At 71.7% G+C, this 19,838-nt stretch carries 15 protein-coding genes and 1 pseudogene; 10 read left to right on the plus strand and 6 right to left on the minus strand.

Annotated features, from left to right (window positions below):
* Position 1: 1 nt before the first annotated feature.
* Positions 2-1,990: a galactose oxidase-like domain-containing protein gene (locus ACFY1T_RS32790; RefSeq protein ID WP_390791421.1), complete on the plus strand. Its 1,989-nt coding sequence runs from the start codon at positions 2-4 to the stop codon at positions 1,988-1,990.
* A 7-nt stretch (positions 1,991-1,997) separates the two neighbouring features.
* Here the strand turns inward: ACFY1T_RS32790 and ACFY1T_RS32795 are convergent, their stop codons facing one another.
* Positions 1,998-3,029 (minus strand): glycoside hydrolase family 6 protein, encoded by a 1,032-nt coding sequence (locus ACFY1T_RS32795; protein WP_390791422.1) that lies wholly within the window; start codon positions 3,027-3,029, stop codon positions 1,998-2,000.
* 100 nt (positions 3,030-3,129) lie between these two features.
* Positions 3,130-4,131, minus strand: coding sequence for a DUF5937 family protein (locus ACFY1T_RS32800; protein ID WP_390791423.1), 1,002 nt, complete (start codon positions 4,129-4,131; stop codon positions 3,130-3,132).
* 94 nt (positions 4,132-4,225) lie between these two features.
* Between ACFY1T_RS32800 and ACFY1T_RS32805 the strand changes: the two are divergent.
* The 4 genes and pseudogenes from ACFY1T_RS32805 (at position 4,226) to ACFY1T_RS32820 (ending at position 8,174) form a co-directional block, all read left to right on the plus strand.
* Positions 4,226-5,481, plus strand: a pseudogene (locus tag ACFY1T_RS32805) (MFS transporter).
* A gap of 10 nt (positions 5,482-5,491) precedes the next feature.
* Complete coding sequence (locus tag ACFY1T_RS32810) at positions 5,492-5,998, plus strand: MarR family winged helix-turn-helix transcriptional regulator (RefSeq protein WP_030857223.1); 507 nt, start codon at positions 5,492-5,494, stop codon at positions 5,996-5,998.
* 59 nt (positions 5,999-6,057) lie between these two features.
* Entirely contained in the window at positions 6,058-6,387 is a 330-nt protein-coding gene (locus ACFY1T_RS32815; RefSeq protein ID WP_390791424.1) for a DUF3817 domain-containing protein, read from the plus strand.
* Positions 6,388-6,473: 86 nt separating this feature from the next.
* A complete protein-coding gene (locus ACFY1T_RS32820; RefSeq protein ID WP_030857227.1) occupies positions 6,474-8,174 on the plus strand; it encodes a methylmalonyl-CoA mutase in 1,701 nt (566 codons plus the stop codon).
* A 107-nt stretch (positions 8,175-8,281) separates the two neighbouring features.
* Here the strand turns inward: ACFY1T_RS32820 and ACFY1T_RS32825 are convergent, their stop codons facing one another.
* Positions 8,282-8,908, minus strand: coding sequence for a TetR/AcrR family transcriptional regulator (locus ACFY1T_RS32825; protein WP_390791425.1), 627 nt, complete (start codon positions 8,906-8,908; stop codon positions 8,282-8,284).
* 242 nt (positions 8,909-9,150) lie between these two features.
* On the opposite strand from ACFY1T_RS32825, the gene ACFY1T_RS32830 reads away from it, so the two are divergent.
* The 4 genes from ACFY1T_RS32830 to ACFY1T_RS32845 all read left to right on the plus strand — a co-directional run bounded on the left by ACFY1T_RS32830 (position 9,151) and on the right by ACFY1T_RS32845 (position 13,346).
* Positions 9,151-10,158 (plus strand): tetratricopeptide repeat protein, encoded by a 1,008-nt coding sequence (locus ACFY1T_RS32830; protein WP_390791426.1) that lies wholly within the window; start codon positions 9,151-9,153, stop codon positions 10,156-10,158.
* A 596-nt stretch (positions 10,159-10,754) separates the two neighbouring features.
* A complete protein-coding gene (locus tag ACFY1T_RS32835; RefSeq protein ID WP_030857233.1) occupies positions 10,755-11,405 on the plus strand; it encodes a DUF6230 family protein in 651 nt (216 codons plus the stop codon).
* A 107-nt stretch (positions 11,406-11,512) separates the two neighbouring features.
* Positions 11,513-12,052 carry a DUF6114 domain-containing protein gene (locus tag ACFY1T_RS32840; protein ID WP_390791427.1) on the plus strand — a complete coding sequence of 180 codons (540 nt, stop codon included), beginning with the start codon at positions 11,513-11,515 and terminating at the stop codon, positions 12,050-12,052.
* On the plus strand, positions 12,042-13,346 hold the full coding sequence (locus ACFY1T_RS32845; protein ID WP_390791428.1) for a hypothetical protein: 1,305 nt from the start codon (positions 12,042-12,044) through the stop codon (positions 13,344-13,346). Before ACFY1T_RS32840 ends, ACFY1T_RS32845 begins: the two co-directional genes overlap by 11 nt.
* Positions 13,347-13,457: 111 nt before the next feature.
* Here the strand turns inward: ACFY1T_RS32845 and pyk are convergent, their stop codons facing one another.
* From pyk to pta, 3 genes are all read right to left on the minus strand, one after another.
* Positions 13,458-14,888 (minus strand): pyruvate kinase, encoded by a 1,431-nt coding sequence (gene pyk, locus ACFY1T_RS32850; protein WP_030857239.1) that lies wholly within the window; start codon positions 14,886-14,888, stop codon positions 13,458-13,460.
* 61 nt (positions 14,889-14,949) lie between these two features.
* Complete coding sequence (locus ACFY1T_RS32855) at positions 14,950-16,167, minus strand: acetate kinase (protein WP_390791429.1); 1,218 nt, start codon at positions 16,165-16,167, stop codon at positions 14,950-14,952.
* A 68-nt stretch (positions 16,168-16,235) separates the two neighbouring features.
* Complete coding sequence (gene pta / locus ACFY1T_RS32860) at positions 16,236-18,329, minus strand: phosphate acetyltransferase (RefSeq protein WP_390791430.1); 2,094 nt, start codon at positions 18,327-18,329, stop codon at positions 16,236-16,238.
* 302 nt (positions 18,330-18,631) lie between these two features.
* Here pta and ACFY1T_RS32865 point away from each other — a divergent pair, with 302 nt between their 5' ends.
* Complete coding sequence (locus ACFY1T_RS32865) at positions 18,632-19,657, plus strand: ATP-dependent 6-phosphofructokinase (protein WP_390791431.1); 1,026 nt, start codon at positions 18,632-18,634, stop codon at positions 19,655-19,657.
* Positions 19,658-19,838: the final 181 nt, after the last annotated feature.

Consider the following 19,838-nt stretch of genomic DNA (forward strand, 5'->3'; position numbering starts at 1 on the left):
CATGGCCTACCGGCCTTCGAAGCAGTTCAAGAACACCGTGCTGGGCACCGGTGCCCTCGTGGCGCTGGCCGCGCTCAACGCACCCGCCGCGCTCTCCTTCGCGCAGGAGCGCTACCACTCGTACAAGATCGGACAGTCCGGCTACAAGATCCGGTACGGCTCGTGGGGAAGGGTCGCGATGCCCGCGGAGTACCGGATCAACGCGATGCACGCGGCCCTGCTGCACACGGGCAAGGTGCTGCTGATCGCCGGCTCCGGGAACAACCAGAAGAAGTTCGACCAGGGCACCTTCGACACCGTCCTGTGGGACCCGAAGGACGACAGCTTCAAGAAGATCCCGACGCCGGAGGACTTCTTCTGCTCGGGCCACAGCCAACTGCCCGACGGGCGTCTGCTGGTAGCGGGCGGCACCGCCCGCTACGAGGTGCTGGACGGCAAGGTCACCCGCGCGGGCGGCGGGATGCGGGTCAAGAACGAGAACCCCGACAAGGCGGTCCGGCTGAGGAAGGGCACCCGGTTCCGGTCCCCGTCCGGGGTGGAGTACGTGTCGAAGTTCGACGTCACCGTGGCGAAGGCCACGCGCGAGTTCGAGGTCACGTACGGGAGGAAGGGGCGGCTGAAGCCCTGGCAGAGCAAGGTGGTGGCCTCGGAGGCGCGGGTCTTCGTCGAGGCGGTCCGCGCCGGCGCCGAGGGGCTGACGACCGAGGCCGCGCAGTACCGGATCCTCGGGCTCGAGGGGAAGGACGCCGACGACGTCTACGGGCTCGCGGAGCGCCTCAGCGTCGAGAAGCAGGACTTCCAGGGCATCAAGTCGGCGTACGAGTTCGACCCGGCGGCCGAGAAGTACGTCCCCGTCGACCCGATGAAGGACGCCCGCTGGTACCCGACGCTGGTGGCGCTGCAGCACGGGAGGGTGCTCGCGGTCTCCGGACTCAACGACGTGGGGGACGTGGTCCCCGGCGACAACGAGTACTACGAGCCGAAGACGAAGAAGTGGACCCGGGGCCCCTTCCGCTACTTCCCGACCTACCCCGCGCTCTTCCTCATGCAGGGCGGCAAGCTGCTCTACACCGGCTCCAACGCGGGCTACGGCCCGGCCGACAAGGGGCGCGAGCCCGGCGTGTGGGACCTGAAGGACAACACGTTCAAGAAGGTGGCGGGGCTGGCCGACCCCGACCGGCTGGAGACCTCGTCCTCGGTGCTGCTGCCACCGGCCCAGGACCAGCGGGTGATGGTGCTGGGCGGCGGCGGGGTCGGCGAGTCGAAGCTGTCGTCGAGCCGGACCGCGATCGTGGACCTCAAGGAGGACGACCCGGTCTTCCGCTCCTCGGCGCGGCTGCCGCAGGGCACCCGGTACCTGAGCAGCGTGCTGCTGCCGGACGACTCCGTGTTCACCACCGGCGGCTCCCGCGACTACCGGGGCCGGGGCGCCAGCGACGTGTACAAGGCGCAGTTCTACCACCCGCGCACCGACTCCTTCGTCGCCGCCGCCGATCCCACGGTGGGCCGCAACTACCACTCCGAGGCGCTGCTGCTGCCCGACGGGCGGATCGCGACCTTCGGCTCCGACCCCCTCTTCGCGGACAAGGACAACACCCGGCTCGGCAAGTTCGAGCACCGGCTGGAGGTGTACTCGCCGCCGTACCTGTACCGGGACCCGGCGCTGCGGCCCGTACTGGGCGCCGGGCCGGCCGAGGTCGGCGGGGACGGGCGGGCCACCTTCGCGGCCCCGCACCCGGAACGCATCCGGCGGGCCCGGCTGATGCGGCCGAGCGCGGTCACGCACACCACGGACGTGGAGCAGCGGTCGGTCGAGCTCGGGCTGACGCGGACGGCCGGCTCGGTGACGGTGGACGTGCCGAAGGACCCCACGCTGGTACCGCCGGGCTGGTACATGCTCTTCGTGACGGACGCGGACGGCACGCCTTCGCAGGCCAAGTGGATCCGGGTGCCGGAGCCGAAGCGGCCTCCCGCGCACGAGACCCCCTAGGCCGCGCTCACTGCCTGGCGCGGGCGGCCAGGCCCAGTGCGTAGTCCGGCCACCACCGGCCGGCCGCCGGGCCGCCGCGGCAGGGGCCGTCGGATTCGCCGGGCCGCTTGATCCAGAGGTACGCGTCGACGAGGGGGTCGCCGGTCCTGTCGGTCGGCGCGATCCCCAGGGCCCGGCCGGGCGGATTGCACCAGGCCTCGTGGCCGCCGCCGGAGAGCGGGCCCTCGCCGTTGCGGCTGGTGTCGATGACGAAGTGCTTGCCGTGGGCGGCCTCGGAGATACGGGCCCCGTACGCGCGGCCGGCCGCGTCGGGCTGGAAGTTGGAGACGTTGAGGGAGAAGCCGTCGGCCTGGCCGAGCCCGGCCCTGTAGAGGGGCTCGACGAGCTTCATCGGGTCCGGGATCCACGCCGGATTGCCGGCGTCCAGGTAGACCTTGGTGTTCCGGTTCTTCTTCAGCCGGGCGACGGCCTCGGACAGGAGCCGCAGGCGCTCCACGTGGTGGGCGGCCCGGGTGCAGCCGTCCACGATGTGCGGGACGGCGTCCGGCTCCAGGACCACCACGGCCCGGGCGTCGCCGACGGCGTCGGCGAAGGCGCCGATCCAGTTGCGGTAGGCGGTGGCGTCCGCGGCCCCGCCCGCGGAGTGCAGGCCGCAGTCGCGGTGCGGGATGTTGTACGCGGTCAGCACCAGGACCCGGCCCGCCGCCTTGGCGCCGCGCGCGGCCCGGCGGATCGCGGGGCCGGGGTCGTCACCCGGTCCCCACAGGGCCATGGGCCGCTCCGAGATCCGGCGCAGCAGCTGGGCGTCGCTGTTGCGGCCCTGTGCCTCCCAGGCGGCGACCTGCCGGGCCGCCTCGCTCTCCGGGTCCACCCAGTACGGGGACCCGCCGGGCGAGACCCGCGCCTCGGCCTCGGGCGGCGCCTCCGCGGGCGCGTGCGGCGGGGCGGACCCCTCGTTCCCGCAGCCCGGGGCAGCGGCGATCAGCAGCGCGAGGCCGAGCGCGGCGGCGAGGGATCTGGGGCGGGGGCGGCCTGGCATCCGGGTTCCTCGAAGGGTCGGCGCACGGACGGTCGGAACTGCAGACCGGCACATCGTGGCATGACGGTCGGTGACCCCCGCTCCGCGACACCGGGCCTGCCTACGTCCGGGGCGCACTGCCCGTCGTCAGGGCGATGGCGAGCGGGGTGCGCTCGTAGAGGATCCGGTGGCCGTGCCGGGCGGAGATCAGCAGCCCCGCGCCGTGCAGGGCCTTCAGGTGCGCCGAGACCGTGGCCGGGGCGAGCCCGAGGCGGTGGGCCAGCGCGGTGGTGGAGGCCGGCTCGTCGAGCGCGCACAGCACGTCGGCCCGGCCCCGGCCCAGCAGCCGCGCGAGCGCCTGCGGGGCCGGTCCCGCCGACGCCGTCCACAGCGCGCCGATGCCGCGCGCCGGGTACACGAGCGTCGGCTGCCAGGGCGGGTCGTACCCGCCGACCACCTCCGGCCACACGAACGCGCTCGGCATCAGGAGCAGGCCCTGCCCGTCCAGGCAGCGGTCGTGGTGGGCGGGGCGGTCGATGGTGAGCGTCCCGTCGGACCAGCGGAGGTCCGGGTGGAGGCCGTCGAACAGCGCCTCCAGTCCGCCGGCCGCCAGCCGCCGCGAGTGGAAGAGGATGTCGGCCTCCAGCAGGGCCCGCAGCCGAGGCCAGTGCGGGGCGATCAGCACGTCCCAGGCCTGCTCGTACAGATCGGCCAGCTCCCGCACGGCACGGGCCGGATCGGCGAGCATCCGCCGGCCGAGGTCGCTCTCGGCGGCGCCGGGGGTGCAGACCAGGGCGCGCCGCAGGTCCTCCCGTACGGCCCGCGGATCGGCGGACGCCGCGGACCGGACCCGCTCCAGCTCCTCCTCGAAGGTGACGGAGGGGCCGAGCGGCGGCGGGCTCAGGAAGTCCGGGTTGTGGCCGGCGCGCGGCATCAGCAGCCACAGCGGCCGCAGGTCCAGCCCGTCGGCGGCCGCGCGGATGCCCCGCAGCCAGGGCAGGTGGTACTGCTGCCGCCCCGGCCGCAGCAGGGTCCGCACCGCCTCCTGCGTCTCCCAGCGCGGCGAGACGGAGAACCGGCACCGCAGCAGGTCCCCGGCTCCGAAGCGGAAGTGAAAGGCCAAGGTCCCCCTCCGGGTCGTGCGCGGCGATCCGGCAGTGATTCGGCAGAGGCCGAATCACTGCCCCGCCCCCACCGTAGCCCCGCAGGCTCACCGCATGTCCACCACCGCCAACGAGACCGCCGCCGGGTACCGGTCCGCCTTCCGGGTCCGGGAGTTCCGGCCCGTGTTCGCCGCGCACCTGCTGTCCGTCCTCGGCATCGTCGTCGCCGAGATCGCCCTGACCGTCCTCGTGTTCCGCGCCACCGGCTCACCGCTGATGAGCGCGCTCACCTTCGCCCTCGGCTTCCTCCCCTACGCCCTCGGCGGCACCCTCCTCGCCGGGATCGCCGACCGCAGGCCCGCCCGCCGGGTCCTCGTCGGCTGCGACCTCGTCTGCGCCGCCTGCGCGGCGGCGATGGTCCTGCCCGGCACCCCCGTCGCCGCTCTGCTGGTCCTGCGCTGCGCCATGGCCTTCGTCGCGCCCCTGTTCCAGGGCACCCGCAACGCCTCCCTCGCCGACATCCTCGGCTCCGGCGACGTCTACGTCCTCGGCCGCTCCCTGATGCGGATGGTCTCCCAGAGCGCCCAGCTCATCGGCTTCGGGCTCGGCGGGCTGCTGCTCACCGTCCTCGCCCCGCGCGCCGCCATCGCGCTGACCGCCGCCGGCTTCCTCTGTTCGGCCCTGCTGCTGCGCTTCGGCACCGCGGCGCGGCCGGCCCGGGCCGCCGCAGGTCGCACCTCCCCGCTCGCGGGGATGCGGGCCGTCCTCGGCGATCGCCGGCTGCGCGCCCTGACCCTGCTGTTCTGGCTGCCGCCCGTCTTCGCCATCGCCCCCGAGGCACTGCTCGTCCCGTACGCGGACGGCATCGGCGCCGGCACCGCGGCCCTGGGAGTGATGATGTGCGCGCTGCCCGTCGGCACCATCGCGGGTGAACTGTGGGCCGGCTCGGTGCTCGGCCCGCGCGCCCGCTCCCGGCTCGTGGCCCCGCTCGCGGCCGCCGGCCTGCTGCCGCTGCTGGTGTACGCGGCCCGGCCCTCGGTGGTGGCCGTACTCGCCGCCCTGCTGCTCGCCGGGCTCGCGCACGCGTACACCCTCGGCCTCGACCAGTGGTACGTCGACGCCGTCCCCGACGGGCTGCGCGGCCGGGCGATGACCCTGCTGAGCACCGGGCTGATGACCCTCCAGGGAGCCGGCATGGCCCTGGCCGGGCTGGCCGCCGAGTTCCTGCCGGTGCACGTGGTCGTCGCGGGGGCGGGCGCCGTCGGCACGGTGGTGGTCCTGCTCCTCCTCGCCGAACTGCGGTCCGCGGGCCCGAGGGAGGGCCGACCGAAGAATGAGACGGGGCCCGCCGCCAAATGACCGCCCGGTAGGGTCGGGTGCGTGTCCAAGCCGCTCAGCCTCCCCTTCGATCCCATCGCCCGCGCCGACGAGCTCTGGCAGCGCCGCTGGGGCCCCGTGCCCTCGATGGCCGCCATCACCTCGATCATGCGCGCGCACCAGATCCTGCTCGGCGAGGTCGACGCGGTGGTCAAGCCGTACGGGCTGACCTTCGCGCGGTACGAGGCGCTGGTGCTGCTCACCTTCTCCAAGGCCGGCGAGCTGCCGATGTCGAAGATCGGCGAGCGGCTGATGGTCCACCCGACGTCGGTGACGAACACGGTGGACCGCCTGGTGCGCTCGGGGCTCGTGGCCAAGCGGCCGAACCCGAACGACGGCCGCGGCACGCTCGCGTCCATCACGGACAAGGGCCGCGAGGTCGTCGAGGCGGCGACGACCGACCTGATGGCGGTCGACTTCGGGCTCCGCGCGTACGACGCCGAGGAATGCCAGGAGATCTTCGCCCTCCTGCGGCCGCTGCGGGTCGCCGCCGCGGACTTCGAGGAGTAGGCCCGCGGTCGCGGGGCCCCCGTCAAGATCGAGCAAAACGGACGGTTAGGCTCATCGGCATGAAGAAGAGCGTGCTGACCCGCTACCGGGTCATGGCCTATCTGACCGCGGTCATGCTGTTGATCCTCTGCACCTGCATGGTTTTCAAGTACGGCTTCGACACCGGCGCCGACCTGACCCTCGCGGTCTCGCAGGTGCACGGTGTGCTGTTCATGATCTACCTGGTGTTCGCCTTCGACCTCGGGTCCAAGGCCCGCTGGCCGTTCCCGAAGCTGCTGTGGGTGCTGGTCTCCGGCACGATCCCGCTGGCCGCCTTCTTCGTCGAGCGCAAGGTCCGCGCCGAGATCGAGCCGCTCGTCGAGGGCGCCCCGGTCACCGCCGGCGCCTAGAGCGCCGCCCGCGTACCGGTACCCCGGAGATACTCTCCGGGGTTTCCCATCGACATTTACTAGGACGTCCTAGTAAATTCATGGGTATGGACGCTGACGCCATCGAGGAGGGCCGCCGCCGCTGGCAGGCCCGCTATGACAAGGCCCGCAAGCGCGAGGCCGATTTCACCACGCTCTCCGGGGATGACGTCGAACCCGTCTACGGGCCCCGCCCCGGCGACGCGTACGAGGGATTCGAGCGCATCGGCTGGCCGGGGGAGTACCCGTACACCCGCGGCCTGCACGCCACCGGGTACCGCGGCCGGACCTGGACCATCCGCCAGTTCGCGGGCTTCGGCAACGCCGAGCAGACCAACGAGCGCTACAAGATGATCCTGGCCGCCGGAGGCGGCGGGCTCTCCGTCGCCTTCGACATGCCGACCCTCATGGGGCGCGACTCCGACGACCCGCGCGCGCTGGGCGAGGTCGGCCACTGCGGGGTCGCCATAGACTCCGCCGCCGACATGGAGGTCCTGTTCCGGGACATCCCGCTGGGCGACGTGACCACCTCGATGACGATCTCGGGCCCGGCCGTGCCCGCCTTCTGCATGTACCTGGTCGCCGCCGAGCGGCAGGGAGTGGACCCCGCCGTCCTCAATGGCACGCTCCAGACGGACATCTTCAAGGAGTACATCGCCCAGAAGGAGTGGCTCTTCGAACCGGAGCCGCACCTGCGCCTCATCGGCGACCTCATGGAGTACTGCGCGAAGGGCATCCCGGCGTACAAGCCGCTGTCCGTCTCCGGCTACCACATCCGCGAGGCCGGGGCGACGGCCGCGCAGGAGCTCGCGTACACCCTCGCCGACGGCTTCGGGTACGTGGAGCTGGGCCTGTCCCGCGGTCTGGACGTGGACCACTTCGCGTCCGGCCTCTCCTTCTTCTTCGACGCCCACCTCGACTTCTTCGAGGAGATCGCCAAGTTCCGCGCCGCCCGCCGGATCTGGGCGCGCTGGATGAAGGAGGTGTACGGGGCGCAGAGCGAGAAGTCGATGTGGCTGCGCTTCCACACCCAGACGGCCGGCGTCTCGCTGACCGCGCAGCAGCCGTACAACAACGTCGTACGCACCGCCGTCGAGGCCCTCGCGGCCGTTCTCGGCGGCACGAACTCCCTGCACACCAACGCCCTCGACGAGACCCTCGCGCTGCCGAGCGAGCAGGCGGCCGAGATCGCCCTGCGCACGCAGCAGGTGCTGATGGAGGAGACCGGGGTGGCCAACGTGGCCGACCCGCTGGGCGGATCCTGGTACGTGGAGCAGCTCACCGACCGCATCGAGGCCGACGCCGAGAAGATCTTCGACCAGATCAAGGAGCGCGGCCTGCGCGCCCACCCGGACGGGCAGCACCCGATCGGGCCGATCACCTCGGGCATCCTGCGCGGCATCGAGGACGGCTGGTTCACCGGGGAGATCGCCGAGTCGGCGTTCCAGTACCAGCGCTCCCTGGAGAAGGGCGACAAGCGGGTCGTCGGCGTCAACGTGCACCACGGGTCGGTGACCGGGGACCTGGAGATCCTGCGCGTCAGCCACGAGGTGGAGCGCGTCCAGGTCGAGCACCTGGCGGCGCGCAAGGCGCGGCGCGACGACGCGAAGGTGAAGTCCTCGCTGGACGCGATGCTGGCCGCCGCCCGCGACGGGTCGAACATGATCCCGGCGATGCTGGACGCGGTCCGCGCCGAGGCCACGCTCGGGGAGATCTGCAACGTGCTGCGGGACGAGTGGGGCACCTACACGGAGCCGCCGGGCTTCTGATCCCGTCCGAACGCCGGAAGGCCGGTCGCGGGCGCCCCTTCGGGGTGCCGGCGACCGGCCTTCGCCGTTTCGCGGCGGTGCCGGGCGGGGCGGGTGTCGGGCGCGGCTCAGGCGTGCGCCGGGCCCCGGAGGCCGTGCATCAGGAGGGCCGTGAAGGTGGCCACCCAGAGCTCGTCCACCGGCTCGGAGCTGACCAGCGCCCGGTGCACCACCGTGCCCGCGATCACGTCGAAGATCAGGTCCGTGGTGCGGCAGGCGAGCTCCTCGTCGTCCTCGTACGGGAGTTCGCCGCGGGCCTGGGCCCGTTCGCGACCCAGTACGACGAGACGTTTCTGCCGGTCCACGATCGCCGACCGGATCCGGTCGCGCAGGGCCTCGTCCCGGGTGGACTCGGCGACGACCGCCATCAGGGCCGTACGGGCCTCCGGCCGCCGCAGCAGCGCCGCGAACTGGAGGACCACGTCCTCTATGTCGGCTTCGAGGGAGCCCCGGTCGGGGAGTTCGAGGGAGTCGAAGAGCTCCGCGACGGCGTCCACGACCAGCTCGTTCTTGCCCGCCCAGCGGCGGTAGAGGGTGGTCTTGGCGACTCCGGCCCGGGTCGAGACGTCGCCCATCGTCAGCTTCGACCAGCCCAGGTCGACCAGCGCGTCCCGCGTCGCGGCGAGGATCGCGGCGTCCGCGGCGGCGCTGCGGGGGCGTCCGGTGCGTCCGGTCGGGGAGCTGGCGTTGCGCATGGCGGAGACCATACCCGTCGGTAGCCAAAGCGGCGGGCCCCGAAATGCTGTGGTTCAGATCACGGGGCGCGAAGGGGCGCGGGGAGTTACGCTACGGCTCGTAGCGTAAGAGCGACGACCACGCGAAGAGCTACCGGCGCCAGGTGGGGACCCGGCGCCAACAACGCACCACCGAGGGTACTCAAGAAGGCATTTCGGCCGATCTTTTTCGTCCGCGCGCGCACACGGGGGAGGATGTACGCATGCAGCCCAGAAACATGTCCATGAGCGGCGTCGTCGACCTCGCCGCTGTGAAGGCGGCCGGCGAGGCCAAGGCGAAGGCCGAGCAGGCCCGTGCCGAAGCGGCCCGGCAGGCCGCCCAGGGCGGCGCGCCCGCGTCCGCCGGTGCCGTGCCGCCGTCCGCGCTCGTGATCGACGTCGACGAGGCCGGCTTCGAACGCGACGTCCTCCAGCTCTCCGCCGAGGTTCCGGTCATCCTGGACTTCTGGGCCGAGTGGTGCGAGCCGTGCAAGCAGCTCAGCCCGCTGCTGGAGCGCCTGACCGTGGAGGCGAACGGCCGCCTCCTGCTGGCCAAGGTCGACGTCGACTCCAACCAGATGCTGATGCAGCAGTTCGGCATCCAGGGCATTCCGGCCGTGTTCGCCGTGGTCGCGGGCCAGGTGCTGCCGCTGTTCCAGGGCGTGGCGCCCGAGCAGGAGATCCGCGCGACCCTCGCCCAGCTGGTCCAGGTCGCCGAGGAGCGCTTCGGGATCATCGGCATCGAGGTGGACCCGAACGCCGAGGGCGGCCCCGCGGGCGCGCCGGCCGCCGACGAGGCGCAGGCCCCGGCGGGACCGCACGACGCGCTGCTGGAAGCGGCCGTCGTCGCGCTGGACGCCGGTGACCTGGGCGGCGCGGTGCAGGCGTACAAGAACGTACTGGCGGACGACCCGGCCAACACCGAGGCCAAGCTGGGCCTGGCCCAGGCCGAGCTGCTCGCCCGGGTCAAGGACATGAACCCGCAGGCGGTGCGCGCGGCGGCGGCCGAGAACCCGAAGGACCCCGCGGCCCAGATCGCCGCGGCGGATCTGGACCTGGTCGGCGGTCACGTGGAGGACGCCTTCGGGCGCCTGGTGGACACGGTCCGGGTGACGGCGGGTGCGGACCGGGACGCGGTACGGGTCCGGCTGCTGGAGCTGTTCGAGGTCATCGGGGCGGACGACCCCCGGGTGGGGGCGGCCCGTACGGCGCTCGCGCGGGTGCTGTTCTAGGGGCTCCGCCCGCGGTGTCAGGGAGATCGGCGGAGTACCGACGATTTATTGACACGTAGCCAAACAGCAGCCGCACTTTGCCAAAACTTGGCAATTGCGGCTGCTGTTACTCGCAGTAAGTGGAACCCCGTGAACTGTCCGGTGTGTTCGTAAATCCACCACTGTGTCGTGGCCCTTGGTGACACCCAGCGTCGTCACCCGATGGCGCCGGGTCGACCCCTGGTTATCTTGCCGTTACCCGCCAGTAACGAACCCCCTTGTGCCCCGGCCTGGAATGGACCACGATCGGCGACGCTCGGTCCTTCCCGCAGTCCCGCTCGTCGGAGCCGCGGCGTAGGGTCCCCACCGGGCCGGCCGGTGCCAGGGGCGCCGGCTGCTGGACAGGGGGGTCTTCGCCTCACCGGCGGAGCCTGTCCTCCTGGTTGCGCGAACGCGTGACCCAGTGGTTGTCGCTCGGGGGTGAACGCCGGTGTATCGGACGCGGCTCTGCCGCGGCTCGGCCGCCTGCGCTCCTTCCCGAGGACGTAGCACTTCTCCCATCCCAGGACGGGTACGGCCCGGACCGGAGATGTACGTCCGAGAAGGAGGAACGAATAATGAGTTCTCAGGTTCGTGGCGGGACCAGATGGAAGCGCTTCGCGCTCGTCATGGTGCCGAGCATCGCGGCCACCGCCGCGGTCGGTGTGGGTCTGGCGCAGGGTGCCCTCGCGGCGTCCTTCAGCGTCTCCGGCCAGGACTTCAAGGTCTCGGCCGACAAGCTCGACGGTGACGACCTGCTCCAGTACGGCAGCGTCGCCAAGGGCAAGGGTCTCGACGGCAAGGACGCGGCGCACCCGGTCACCATCTCCGGGTTCCGTCACGCCGAGATCACCAACATGTGCCAGTCCCTGGTCACCCCGATTCCCGGCCTCGGCAACATCACGATGCAGCTGCGGACGGGCAACAAGGGCAAGCCCGCCGTCGCGGACAACATCTACCTGGATGTCGCCGAGCTCGACACCGACGCCACGTTCACCGACCTGGACATCGGTGTCGCGGTCGGCGCGGCGAAGGACGACACGCACCCCACCGCGCCGCAGGCCGGCACGGTGGCGAACGGCTCGCTGTTCTCCCAGCGCGCCAAGAAGGCCGTGCTGACGAACGTGCGTCAGAAGGCATGGGCGACGACGGCGGGTACCTTCACGCTGCCCGACCTCAAGCTGCGCCTGCTCAGCGGCGACCAGCCGTGCTACCAGGACGAGAAGTAGTCCGTCCCGGGGCGTGACCGGTGGAGGCGGGTGGCGGCTTCGGCCGCCGCCCGTCCCGCCGGGCTCCCCCAGTTCTCCGTACCACCGTTTCCAGGGAGCTGTTGTCCATGAACCCCCAGGCCCCGGTTCGCGCCGCAGACGACGCACGGCTCACCGCGGTGTACTACCGCTTCCACGCCTGGAGTGGTGGCCGGCCCTTCTGGGCGGGCCTCTTCACTCTCATCGGGGGCATTCCCATCGCGTACTTCCCGTACGCGGACCTCCGGCTGGGCAACGTCACCATCGCCATGGCGACGACCGCGGGCGCGGGCTCACTGATCATCGGTGTCCTGCTGATCACGCTCGGACTGGCCCTCTGGTTCCAGCAGGGCATCCGGGTCTTCGCCGGAGTGGCGTCGATCCTGCTCGCGCTGGTGTCCCTGCCGGTGTCCAACCTGGGCGGCTTCTTCCTCGGCTTCCTGTTCGCCCTGGTCGGCGGAGCCCTCGCGCTCTCGTGGTCGCCGGGCAAGCCACAGGACGCGGAGCCGGCCAAGACGGAGGAGTTCGCGGACGGCGCACCGGGAGTGCCCGGCCCCCGCGAGACGGAAACGGCTTACGCGACAGAGACGACTGCCCACGCCGATGGCGGGAGGAACAGTGCGGGGTGACGAGACGCAGCGGGACGTGACCCCGAGCGCAGAGTCCCGTGAACGAAGGGGTCCGCGGCACGCGGCGCCCCGGAAGTCGCTGCTGAACAAGATCCAGATACCCGTCGGCAAGACGATGGCGCTGGCGGCCATGCCGACCGCCGTCTTCGTCGGGATGGGCATGGCGCCGAAGCTGGCGCTCGCCGACGAGGAGATCCCCTTCGCGCCCGGCCCGTGCGTCACGCGGTCCGACGAACCCGCGGAGTCGGCCTCTCCGAGCCCGTCGACGTCCGCGTCGCCCTCGCCGAACGCGTCGCCCTCCGCGAGCCCCTCGCCGGGTGCGTCGAAGGCCGCGAAGCCCGGCGCCACCCCTTCGGCCCCGAAGCCGTCCGCCAGCAAGCCGGCGGAGAACACCGCGTCGAAGCAGACGGCCCCCTCGGCCCCCGCCGGAGGTGCCGCCACCGCGTCCCCGTCCAAGACCCCGAACCCGCTGGACCCGCTGGGCATCGGAGACAAGGTCAAGGGCATCGTCGACGGGATCACCACCCCGATCCTGGGCGCGCACCCCTCGGCCACCCCGACGCCCACGCCGACCAAGTCCGCCCCGACGACGCCTCCGGTGACGAAGCCCGATCCGAAGGCGGACCCCAAGCCGGACCCGGCCGCGGACGCGATCCGCGACGCCGCGAAGAAGGCCGGCGTCGACGTCAAGGAGCTGTCCGAGGACGTCAAGGACACCGCGAAGACGCCGAAGGACGAGACGGGCAAGAAGGCCGACGAGGACAAGGACAAGCCGGACGAGGCGAAGGACGCGGACGGGAAGCAACCCTTCCCCTGCCCGACGTACGACGCCAAGGCGCTGGCCGACGCCGAGCTGGAGCCGGGCATCCCGCTCCTGCCGGACGAGCCCTGGTACCTCGACAGCTCGCTCCTGACCCTCTACGGCCTGGATTACCACGGCATCGTCGAGGTGAAGACGGCGGGCGGCAAGACGAAGAAGGTCCTGAAGTTCACGGCGGATTCGCTGGACATCAAGGACCTCTACCAGACGGTCGGCAAGAGCGGGAACGTCGCCCACCTGAAGTCCCGCCCGGGCTCCACCTCCAAGATCCGCGGCGGCACGGTGACGATGTACACCGAGAGCCTCAAGGGGAACCTCTTCGGTCTGATCCCGATCGAGTTCACCCCGAACAGCCCGCCGCCCCTGAACGTGCCGTTCGCGTTCTTCTCGAACGTCAAGGTCGTCCAGGCCGGCCAGTTCGGCGGCACCCTCACGGTCCCGGGCCTCCACAACTACGTCGGCCCGCCCGAGTAGTCCCGTACGGCGCCCCGCGCCGCATGCAACGCACCGAGGGCGGCACCCCGGTCCCTGTCAGGGGATCCGGGGTGCCGCCCTCGGTCTCTGTGCGGCGGAGGTGCGGCCGGGTCAGGCCGGGGACTGTCCGCCCAGGTGGTGGACGCGGACCATGTTGGTCGTGCCCGGGACGCCGGGGGGCGAGCCGGCGGTGATGACCATGGTGTCGCCGGCGTTGTGGCGGCCCAGCTTCAGCAGCTCGCCGTCCACCAGGTCGACCATCGCGTCGGTGGTGTCCACGTGCGGGACGATGTAGGACTCGACGCCCCAGCTCAGCGTGAGCTGGTTGCGGGTGTTGACGTCGGTGGTGAAGGCCAGGATCGGCTGGGTCACGCGGTAGCGCGACAGCCGGCGGGCGGTGTCACCGGACTGCGTGAAGGCGATGAGCGCCTTGCCGTCGAGGAAGTCCGCGATCTCGCAGGCCGCGCGGGCGACGGAGCCGCCCTGGGTACGGGGCTTCTTGCCCGGGACCAGCGGCTGGAGGCCCTTGGAGAGGAGCTCCTCCTCGGCGGCCGTGACGATCTTAGACATCGTCTTGACCGTCTCGATCGGGTAGGCGCCGACCGAGGACTCGGCCGACAGCATGACCGCGTCCGCGCCGTCGAGGATCGCGTTGGCGACGTCGGAGGCCTCCGCGCGCGTCGGGCGGGAGTTGGTGATCATCGACTCCATCATCTGGGTCGCGACGATCACCGGCTTGGCGTTGCGGCGGCACATCTCGATGAGCCGCTTCTGGACCATCGGGACCTTCTCGAGCGGGTACTCGACGGCCAGGTCGCCACGGGCCACCATGACCGCGTCGAAGGCGTCGACCACGGCCGCCATGTTCTCGACGGCCTGCGGCTTCTCGACCTTGGCGATGACCGGGACCCGGCGGCCCTCCTCGTCCATGACCTTGTGGACGTCCTTGACGTCGTCGGCGTCGCGGACGAAGGACAGGGCGACCATGTCGCAGCCCATCCGCAGGGCGAAGCGGAGGTCGTCGACGTCCTTCTCCGACAGTGCGGGGACGTTCACGGCGGCACCCGGCAGGTTGATGCCCTTGTGGTCCGAGATGACACCGCCCTCGATGACGATGGTCTTGACCCGCGGGCCCTCGACCTCGGTCACCCGCAGTTCGACGTTGCCGTCGTTGATCAGGACCTGGTCACCCTTGGCGACGTCGCCCGGCAGGCCCTTGTAGGTGGTGCCGCAGATGGACTTGTCGCCCGGGACGTCCTCGGTGGTGATGGTGAACTCGTCACCGCGCACCAGCTCGACGGGGCCCTCGGCGAAGGTCTCGAGACGGATCTTGGGGCCCTGGAGGTCGGCGAGGACGCCGACCGCGCGCCCGGTGTCCTCGGAGACCTTCCGGACGCGGTCGTACCGCTCCTGGTGTTCTGCCTGGGACCCGTGGCTGAAGTTGAATCGGGCCACGTTCATACCTGCCTCGATGAGCGCTTTCAGCTGCTCATACGAGTCGACGGCGGGGCCCAGCGTGCAGACGATTTTGGAACGGCGCATGACTGGATCCTATCGGTTTGTTTCGTAGCGGAATATTCCGTCTGGTGGAAAGTCCAAGTGACTAGCGGGTAACCAGCGCGTACGCCTGGGTGGCGATCTCCAGTTCCTCATCCGTCGGGACCACGGCCACCGCCACCCGCGCGTGGTCCGGCGACACCAGCCGCGGCTGCGAAGAGCGCACGGCGTTGGCCTCCGGGTCCAGCGCGAGCCCCAGCTCCGCGAGGCCCTCGACGGCAGCTTCCCGGACCTGGTGCGCGTTCTCGCCGACCCCCGCCGTGAACGCCACCGCGTCCACCCGGCCGAGCACCGCCGAGTAGGCGCCGATGTACTTCTTCAGGCGGTGGACGTACGCCGCGAAGGCGAGCCGCGCCGACTCCTCGCCCTCGCCCGCCCGCCGCAGCACCTCGCGCATGTCGTTGTCGCCGCACAGGCCCAGCAGACCGCTCTTCTTGTTCAGGAGCGAATCGATCTCATCCACCGAGAAGCCCCCCACCCGCGCCAGGTGGAAGACGACCGCCGGATCCAGGTCGCCCGAACGGGTGCCCATGACCAGACCCTCCAGCGGGGTCAGGCCCATCGACGTCTCCACGCACACCCCGCCGCGGACCGCCGAGGCCGAGGCCCCGTTGCCCAGGTGCAGCACGATCACGTTCACGTCCTGCGCCGGCCGGCCGAGCAGGGCGGCCGTCGCCCGCGAGACGTACGCGTGGGAAGTGCCGTGGAACCCGTACCGCCGGATGGCGTACTTGTCCGCCGTCGCGGCGTCGATCGCGTACCGGGCCACGTACTCCGGCATCGTCGAGTGGAAGGCCGTGTCGAAGACCGCCACCTGCGGGATGTCCGCGCGCAGCGAGCGCGCCACCTCGATGCCGGTCACGTTCGCCGGGTTGTGCAGCGGGGCGAGCGGGATCAGGCTGCGGATCTCCGCCAGCACCTCGTCGTCGATCACCGTCGGCTGTGTGAACCGGGTCCCGCCGTGCACCACCCGGTGTCCGACGGCCGCCAGCTCGGGGGAGTCCAGCCCCAGCCCGTCGGCGGCGAGTTCCGCCGCGACGGCCCGGAGCGCGGCCTCGTGGTCCGCGATCGCGCCGAGCCGCTCGCGCTTGCCGCCGCTCGCGCCCGGGCCGGTGAGCGGCTCGTGCACGAGGCGCGAGGTCTCTTCCCCGATCCGTTCCACCAGGCCGACGGCGAGGCGGGTGGAGTCCGCCATGTCGAGCAGCTGGTACTTCACCGAGGAGGAGCCGGAGTTGAGGACGAGTACGCGCGATGCGGTGGTCACGATGGGCGTCTTTCCTTGTCGCGGGAAGGGGAAGGGGAAGGGGAAGGGGAGGAGGAGCGGGGGAGGGGTCAGCCGGTGGGTGCCTGCGCGGGCCGCGCGCCCTGCGCCTGGATCGCGGTGATCGCCACGGTCGTGACGATGTCCTGCACCAGCGCGCCGCGCGAGAGGTCGTTGACCGGCTTGCGCAGACCCTGCAGCACCGGGCCGACCGCGACGGCGCCCGCCGAGCGCTGCACGGCCTTGTACGTGTTGTTGCCCGTGTTGAGGTCGGGGAAGATCAGCACGCTCGCGCGGCCGGCCACCTCCGACCCGGGCAGCTTGGTCGCGGCGACCGAGGGCTCGACGGCGGCGTCGTACTGGATCGGGCCCTCGACAGCCAAGTCGGGGCGGTGCGCGCGGACGATCTCGGTGGCCTTGCGGACCTTGTCCACGTCCGCGCCGCTGCCCGAGGTGCCGGTCGAGTACGAGAGCATCGCGATCCGCGGTTCGACCCCGAAGGCGGCCGCGGTCGCCGCCGACTGGACGGCGATGTCGGCGAGCTGCTCGGCGCCCGGGTCCGGGTTGACCGCGCAGTCCCCGTAGACGAGGACCCGGTCGGCGAGGCACATGAAGAAGACCGAGGAGACGATCGAGGCGTCGGGCTTCGTCTTGATGATCTCGAAGGCGGGCCGGATGGTCGCGGCGGTGGAGTGCACCGAGCCCGAGACCATGCCGTCGGCGAGCCCCTCCTGGACCATCAGGGTGCCGAAGTAGTTCACGTCGGTGACCACGTCGAGTGCCAGCTCGACGGTCATGCCCTTGTGGGCGCGGGCCTGCGCGTAGTACTCGGCGAATCGTTCCCGCAGGGGGGAGGTCGCCGGGTCGATGAGCTGCGCGGCGGAGATGTCGACGCCCAGGTCGGCGGCCTTCTTCAGGATCGCCTGCTCCTCGCCCAGCAGGGTCAGGTCGCAGACCCCGCGGCGCAGCACCACGTCCGCGGCCCGCAGCACGCGCTCCTCGCCGCCCTCGGGCAGCACCACGCGGCGGCGCTCGGCGCGGGCCCGCTCCAGCAGCTCGTGCTCGAACATCATCGGCGTGACCCGCTCGGAGCGGGCCACCGACAGCAGCCCGCGCAGCTCGGCGGTGTCCACGTGCCGCTCGAACAGGCCGAGCGCGGTCTCCAGCTTGCGGGGGGTCGCGGAGTTCAAACGGCTCTGCAGCGAGAACAGTTCGGCGGCCGTCGGGAAGCTGTTGCCGGCCACGGAGACCACGGGCGTGCCCGGAGCCAGCTTCGAGGCCAGGGTCAGGATGGCCGGTCCCGGACGCTCGTTCAGGGTCAGCAGCACGCCGGCGATCGGCGGGGTGCCCGAGGCGTGCGCGGCCAGCGCCCCGATGACCAGGTCGGCGCGGTCCCCGGGGGTGACGACCAGGCAGCCGGGGGTCAGGGCGTTCAGGAAGTTCGGCAGCATGGCGCCGCCGAAGACGAAGTCCACGGCGTCGCGGGCCAGCCCGGCGTCGTCCCCGAGGAGGACCTCGGCGCCGAGCGCCCGGGTGATCTGGGCGACGGTGGGGGCGGAGAGCGACTTGTCGTCCGGCAGCACGTAGCAGGGCACGGGCAGGCGGGCGGCCAGCCGCTCCGCTATGCCGTCCCGGTCCTCGGCGGCCACCCGGTTGACCATCATCGCGACGACGTGGCAGCCGAGGCTCTCGTACGCGCGGAAGGCGTTGCGGGCCTCGGCGCCCACGGCCTCGGCGGGGTGCCGGGTGCCGCCGACGACGGGTACGACGACGGCCCCCAGTTCGTTGGCGAGGCGGGCGTTGAGCGCCAGCTCGTCGGGGAGGTTCGTATCGGCGTAGTCGGTGCCGAGGACGAGCATGACCTCGTAGTCGCGGGCCACCCGGTGGTAGCGGTCCACTAGTCGGGACACCAGTTCGTCGGTGCCCTTCTCGGCCAGGATGGCGGAGGCCTCGTGGTACTCCATGCCGTAGGCCGCCCGGGCGTCCTGGTCGATCCGGTAGCGGGCCTTCAGGAGGTCGAAGAGCCGGTCCGGTCCGTCGTGGAGCAACGGCCGGTAGACGCCGACCCGCGCCGTCTGGCGGGTCAGCAGCTCCATGATCCCCAGCTCGACGACCTGGCGGCCGTCCCCCCGCTCGATACCGGTCACGTACACGCTGCGCGTCACGCGTGGTCTCCGTCCCATCGTGTGGATGTCGTGGATGTAGGGGAAGCAGTGGATTTTTCCCCGTTAGGGTGGGCCTGACCTCTTGACAATACCTCGGCGGACAGATAGGGCGCCCGCCGGGAAAGGCCTGTCCGGAGGGGCCGAAAGGCCTGGTGGACGGAGCAGCGCGGAACGCGCCGCACCCCCGGCCCGTGGAACAATCGGACACGCTTCACCATGACGAACACGACGCCCTTCAGATGTACGGCTGTCCGCCCGCACGCGAACGGCCCGGTACGACCAGGAGCAGGAGACACAGCACGATGCGTATCGGAGTTCTCACCGCAGGCGGCGACTGCCCGGGCCTGAACGCTGTCATCCGTTCGGTCGTACACCGCGCCCTGGTCGGTCACGGCGACGAAGTCATCGGCTTCGAGGACGGCTTCAAGGGCCTCCTGGACGGCCACCACCGCCCCCTCGACATCAACGAGGTCAGCGGCATCCTGGCCCGCGGCGGCACGATCCTCGGCTCGGCCCGCATGGAACGCGCGCGGCTGCACGAAGCCGCCGAGAACGCCCAGGAATTGGCCACGCGCTACGGCATCGACGCGCTCATCCCGATCGGCGGCGAGGGCACCCTGACCGCCGCGCGGATGCTGTCGGACGCCGGGATGCCGGTCGTCGGCGTGCCGAAGACCATCGACAACGACATCTCCTCCACCGACCGCACCTTCGGCTTCGACACCGCCGTCATGGTCGCCACCGAGGCCATCGACCGCCTCAAGACCACCGCCGAATCCCACCAGCGCGTGATGGTCGTCGAGGTCATGGGCCGCCACGCCGGCTGGATCGCCCTGGAGTCCGGCATGGCCGGCGGCGCCCACGGGATCTGCCTGCCGGAGCGCCCCTTCGAGGTGGACGCCCTGGTGAAGATGGTGGAGGAACGTTTCTCCCGAGGGAAGAAGTTCGCCGTCATCTGCGTCGCCGAGGGCGCGCACCCGGCCGAGGGCTCCATGCCGTACGAGAAGGGCGCCATCGACCAGTACGGCCACGAGCGCTTCGCCGGCATCGGCAACCGCCTGGCCGTCGAGCTGGAGCACCGCCTCGGCAAGGAGGCCCGCCCGGTCATCCTCGGCCACGTCCAGCGCGGCGGCACCCCCACCGCCTACGACCGCGTCCTGGCCACCCGCTTCGGCTGGCACGCGGTGGAGGCCGTCCACCGCGGCGACTTCGGCAACATGACCGCCCTGCGCGGCACCGACATCGTGATGGCCCCCCTGGCCGAGGCGGTCACCGAACTGAAGACGGTCCCCGAGGCCCGCATGTACGAGGCCGAATCGGTCTTCTGACCCACCCGCCCCCGGGCCCCGCGTCCCGCCCGGACGGGACCTCCGGCCCGGATCGCGCAGACGAACGGCCTTTGTCGCGTCCACGGCGGGACGCGGCCGGGGCCGTTCGCACGCGCGGCGGCCCGCGTCCGCGGGAACCCGGGGCGCGTCGGCGAAGTCCCGCCCGCCCTCCGGGCGGCCG

This window comes from Streptomyces sp. NPDC001194 (assembly GCF_042896985.1).
GTDB lineage: Bacteria > Actinomycetota > Actinomycetes > Streptomycetales > Streptomycetaceae > Streptomyces.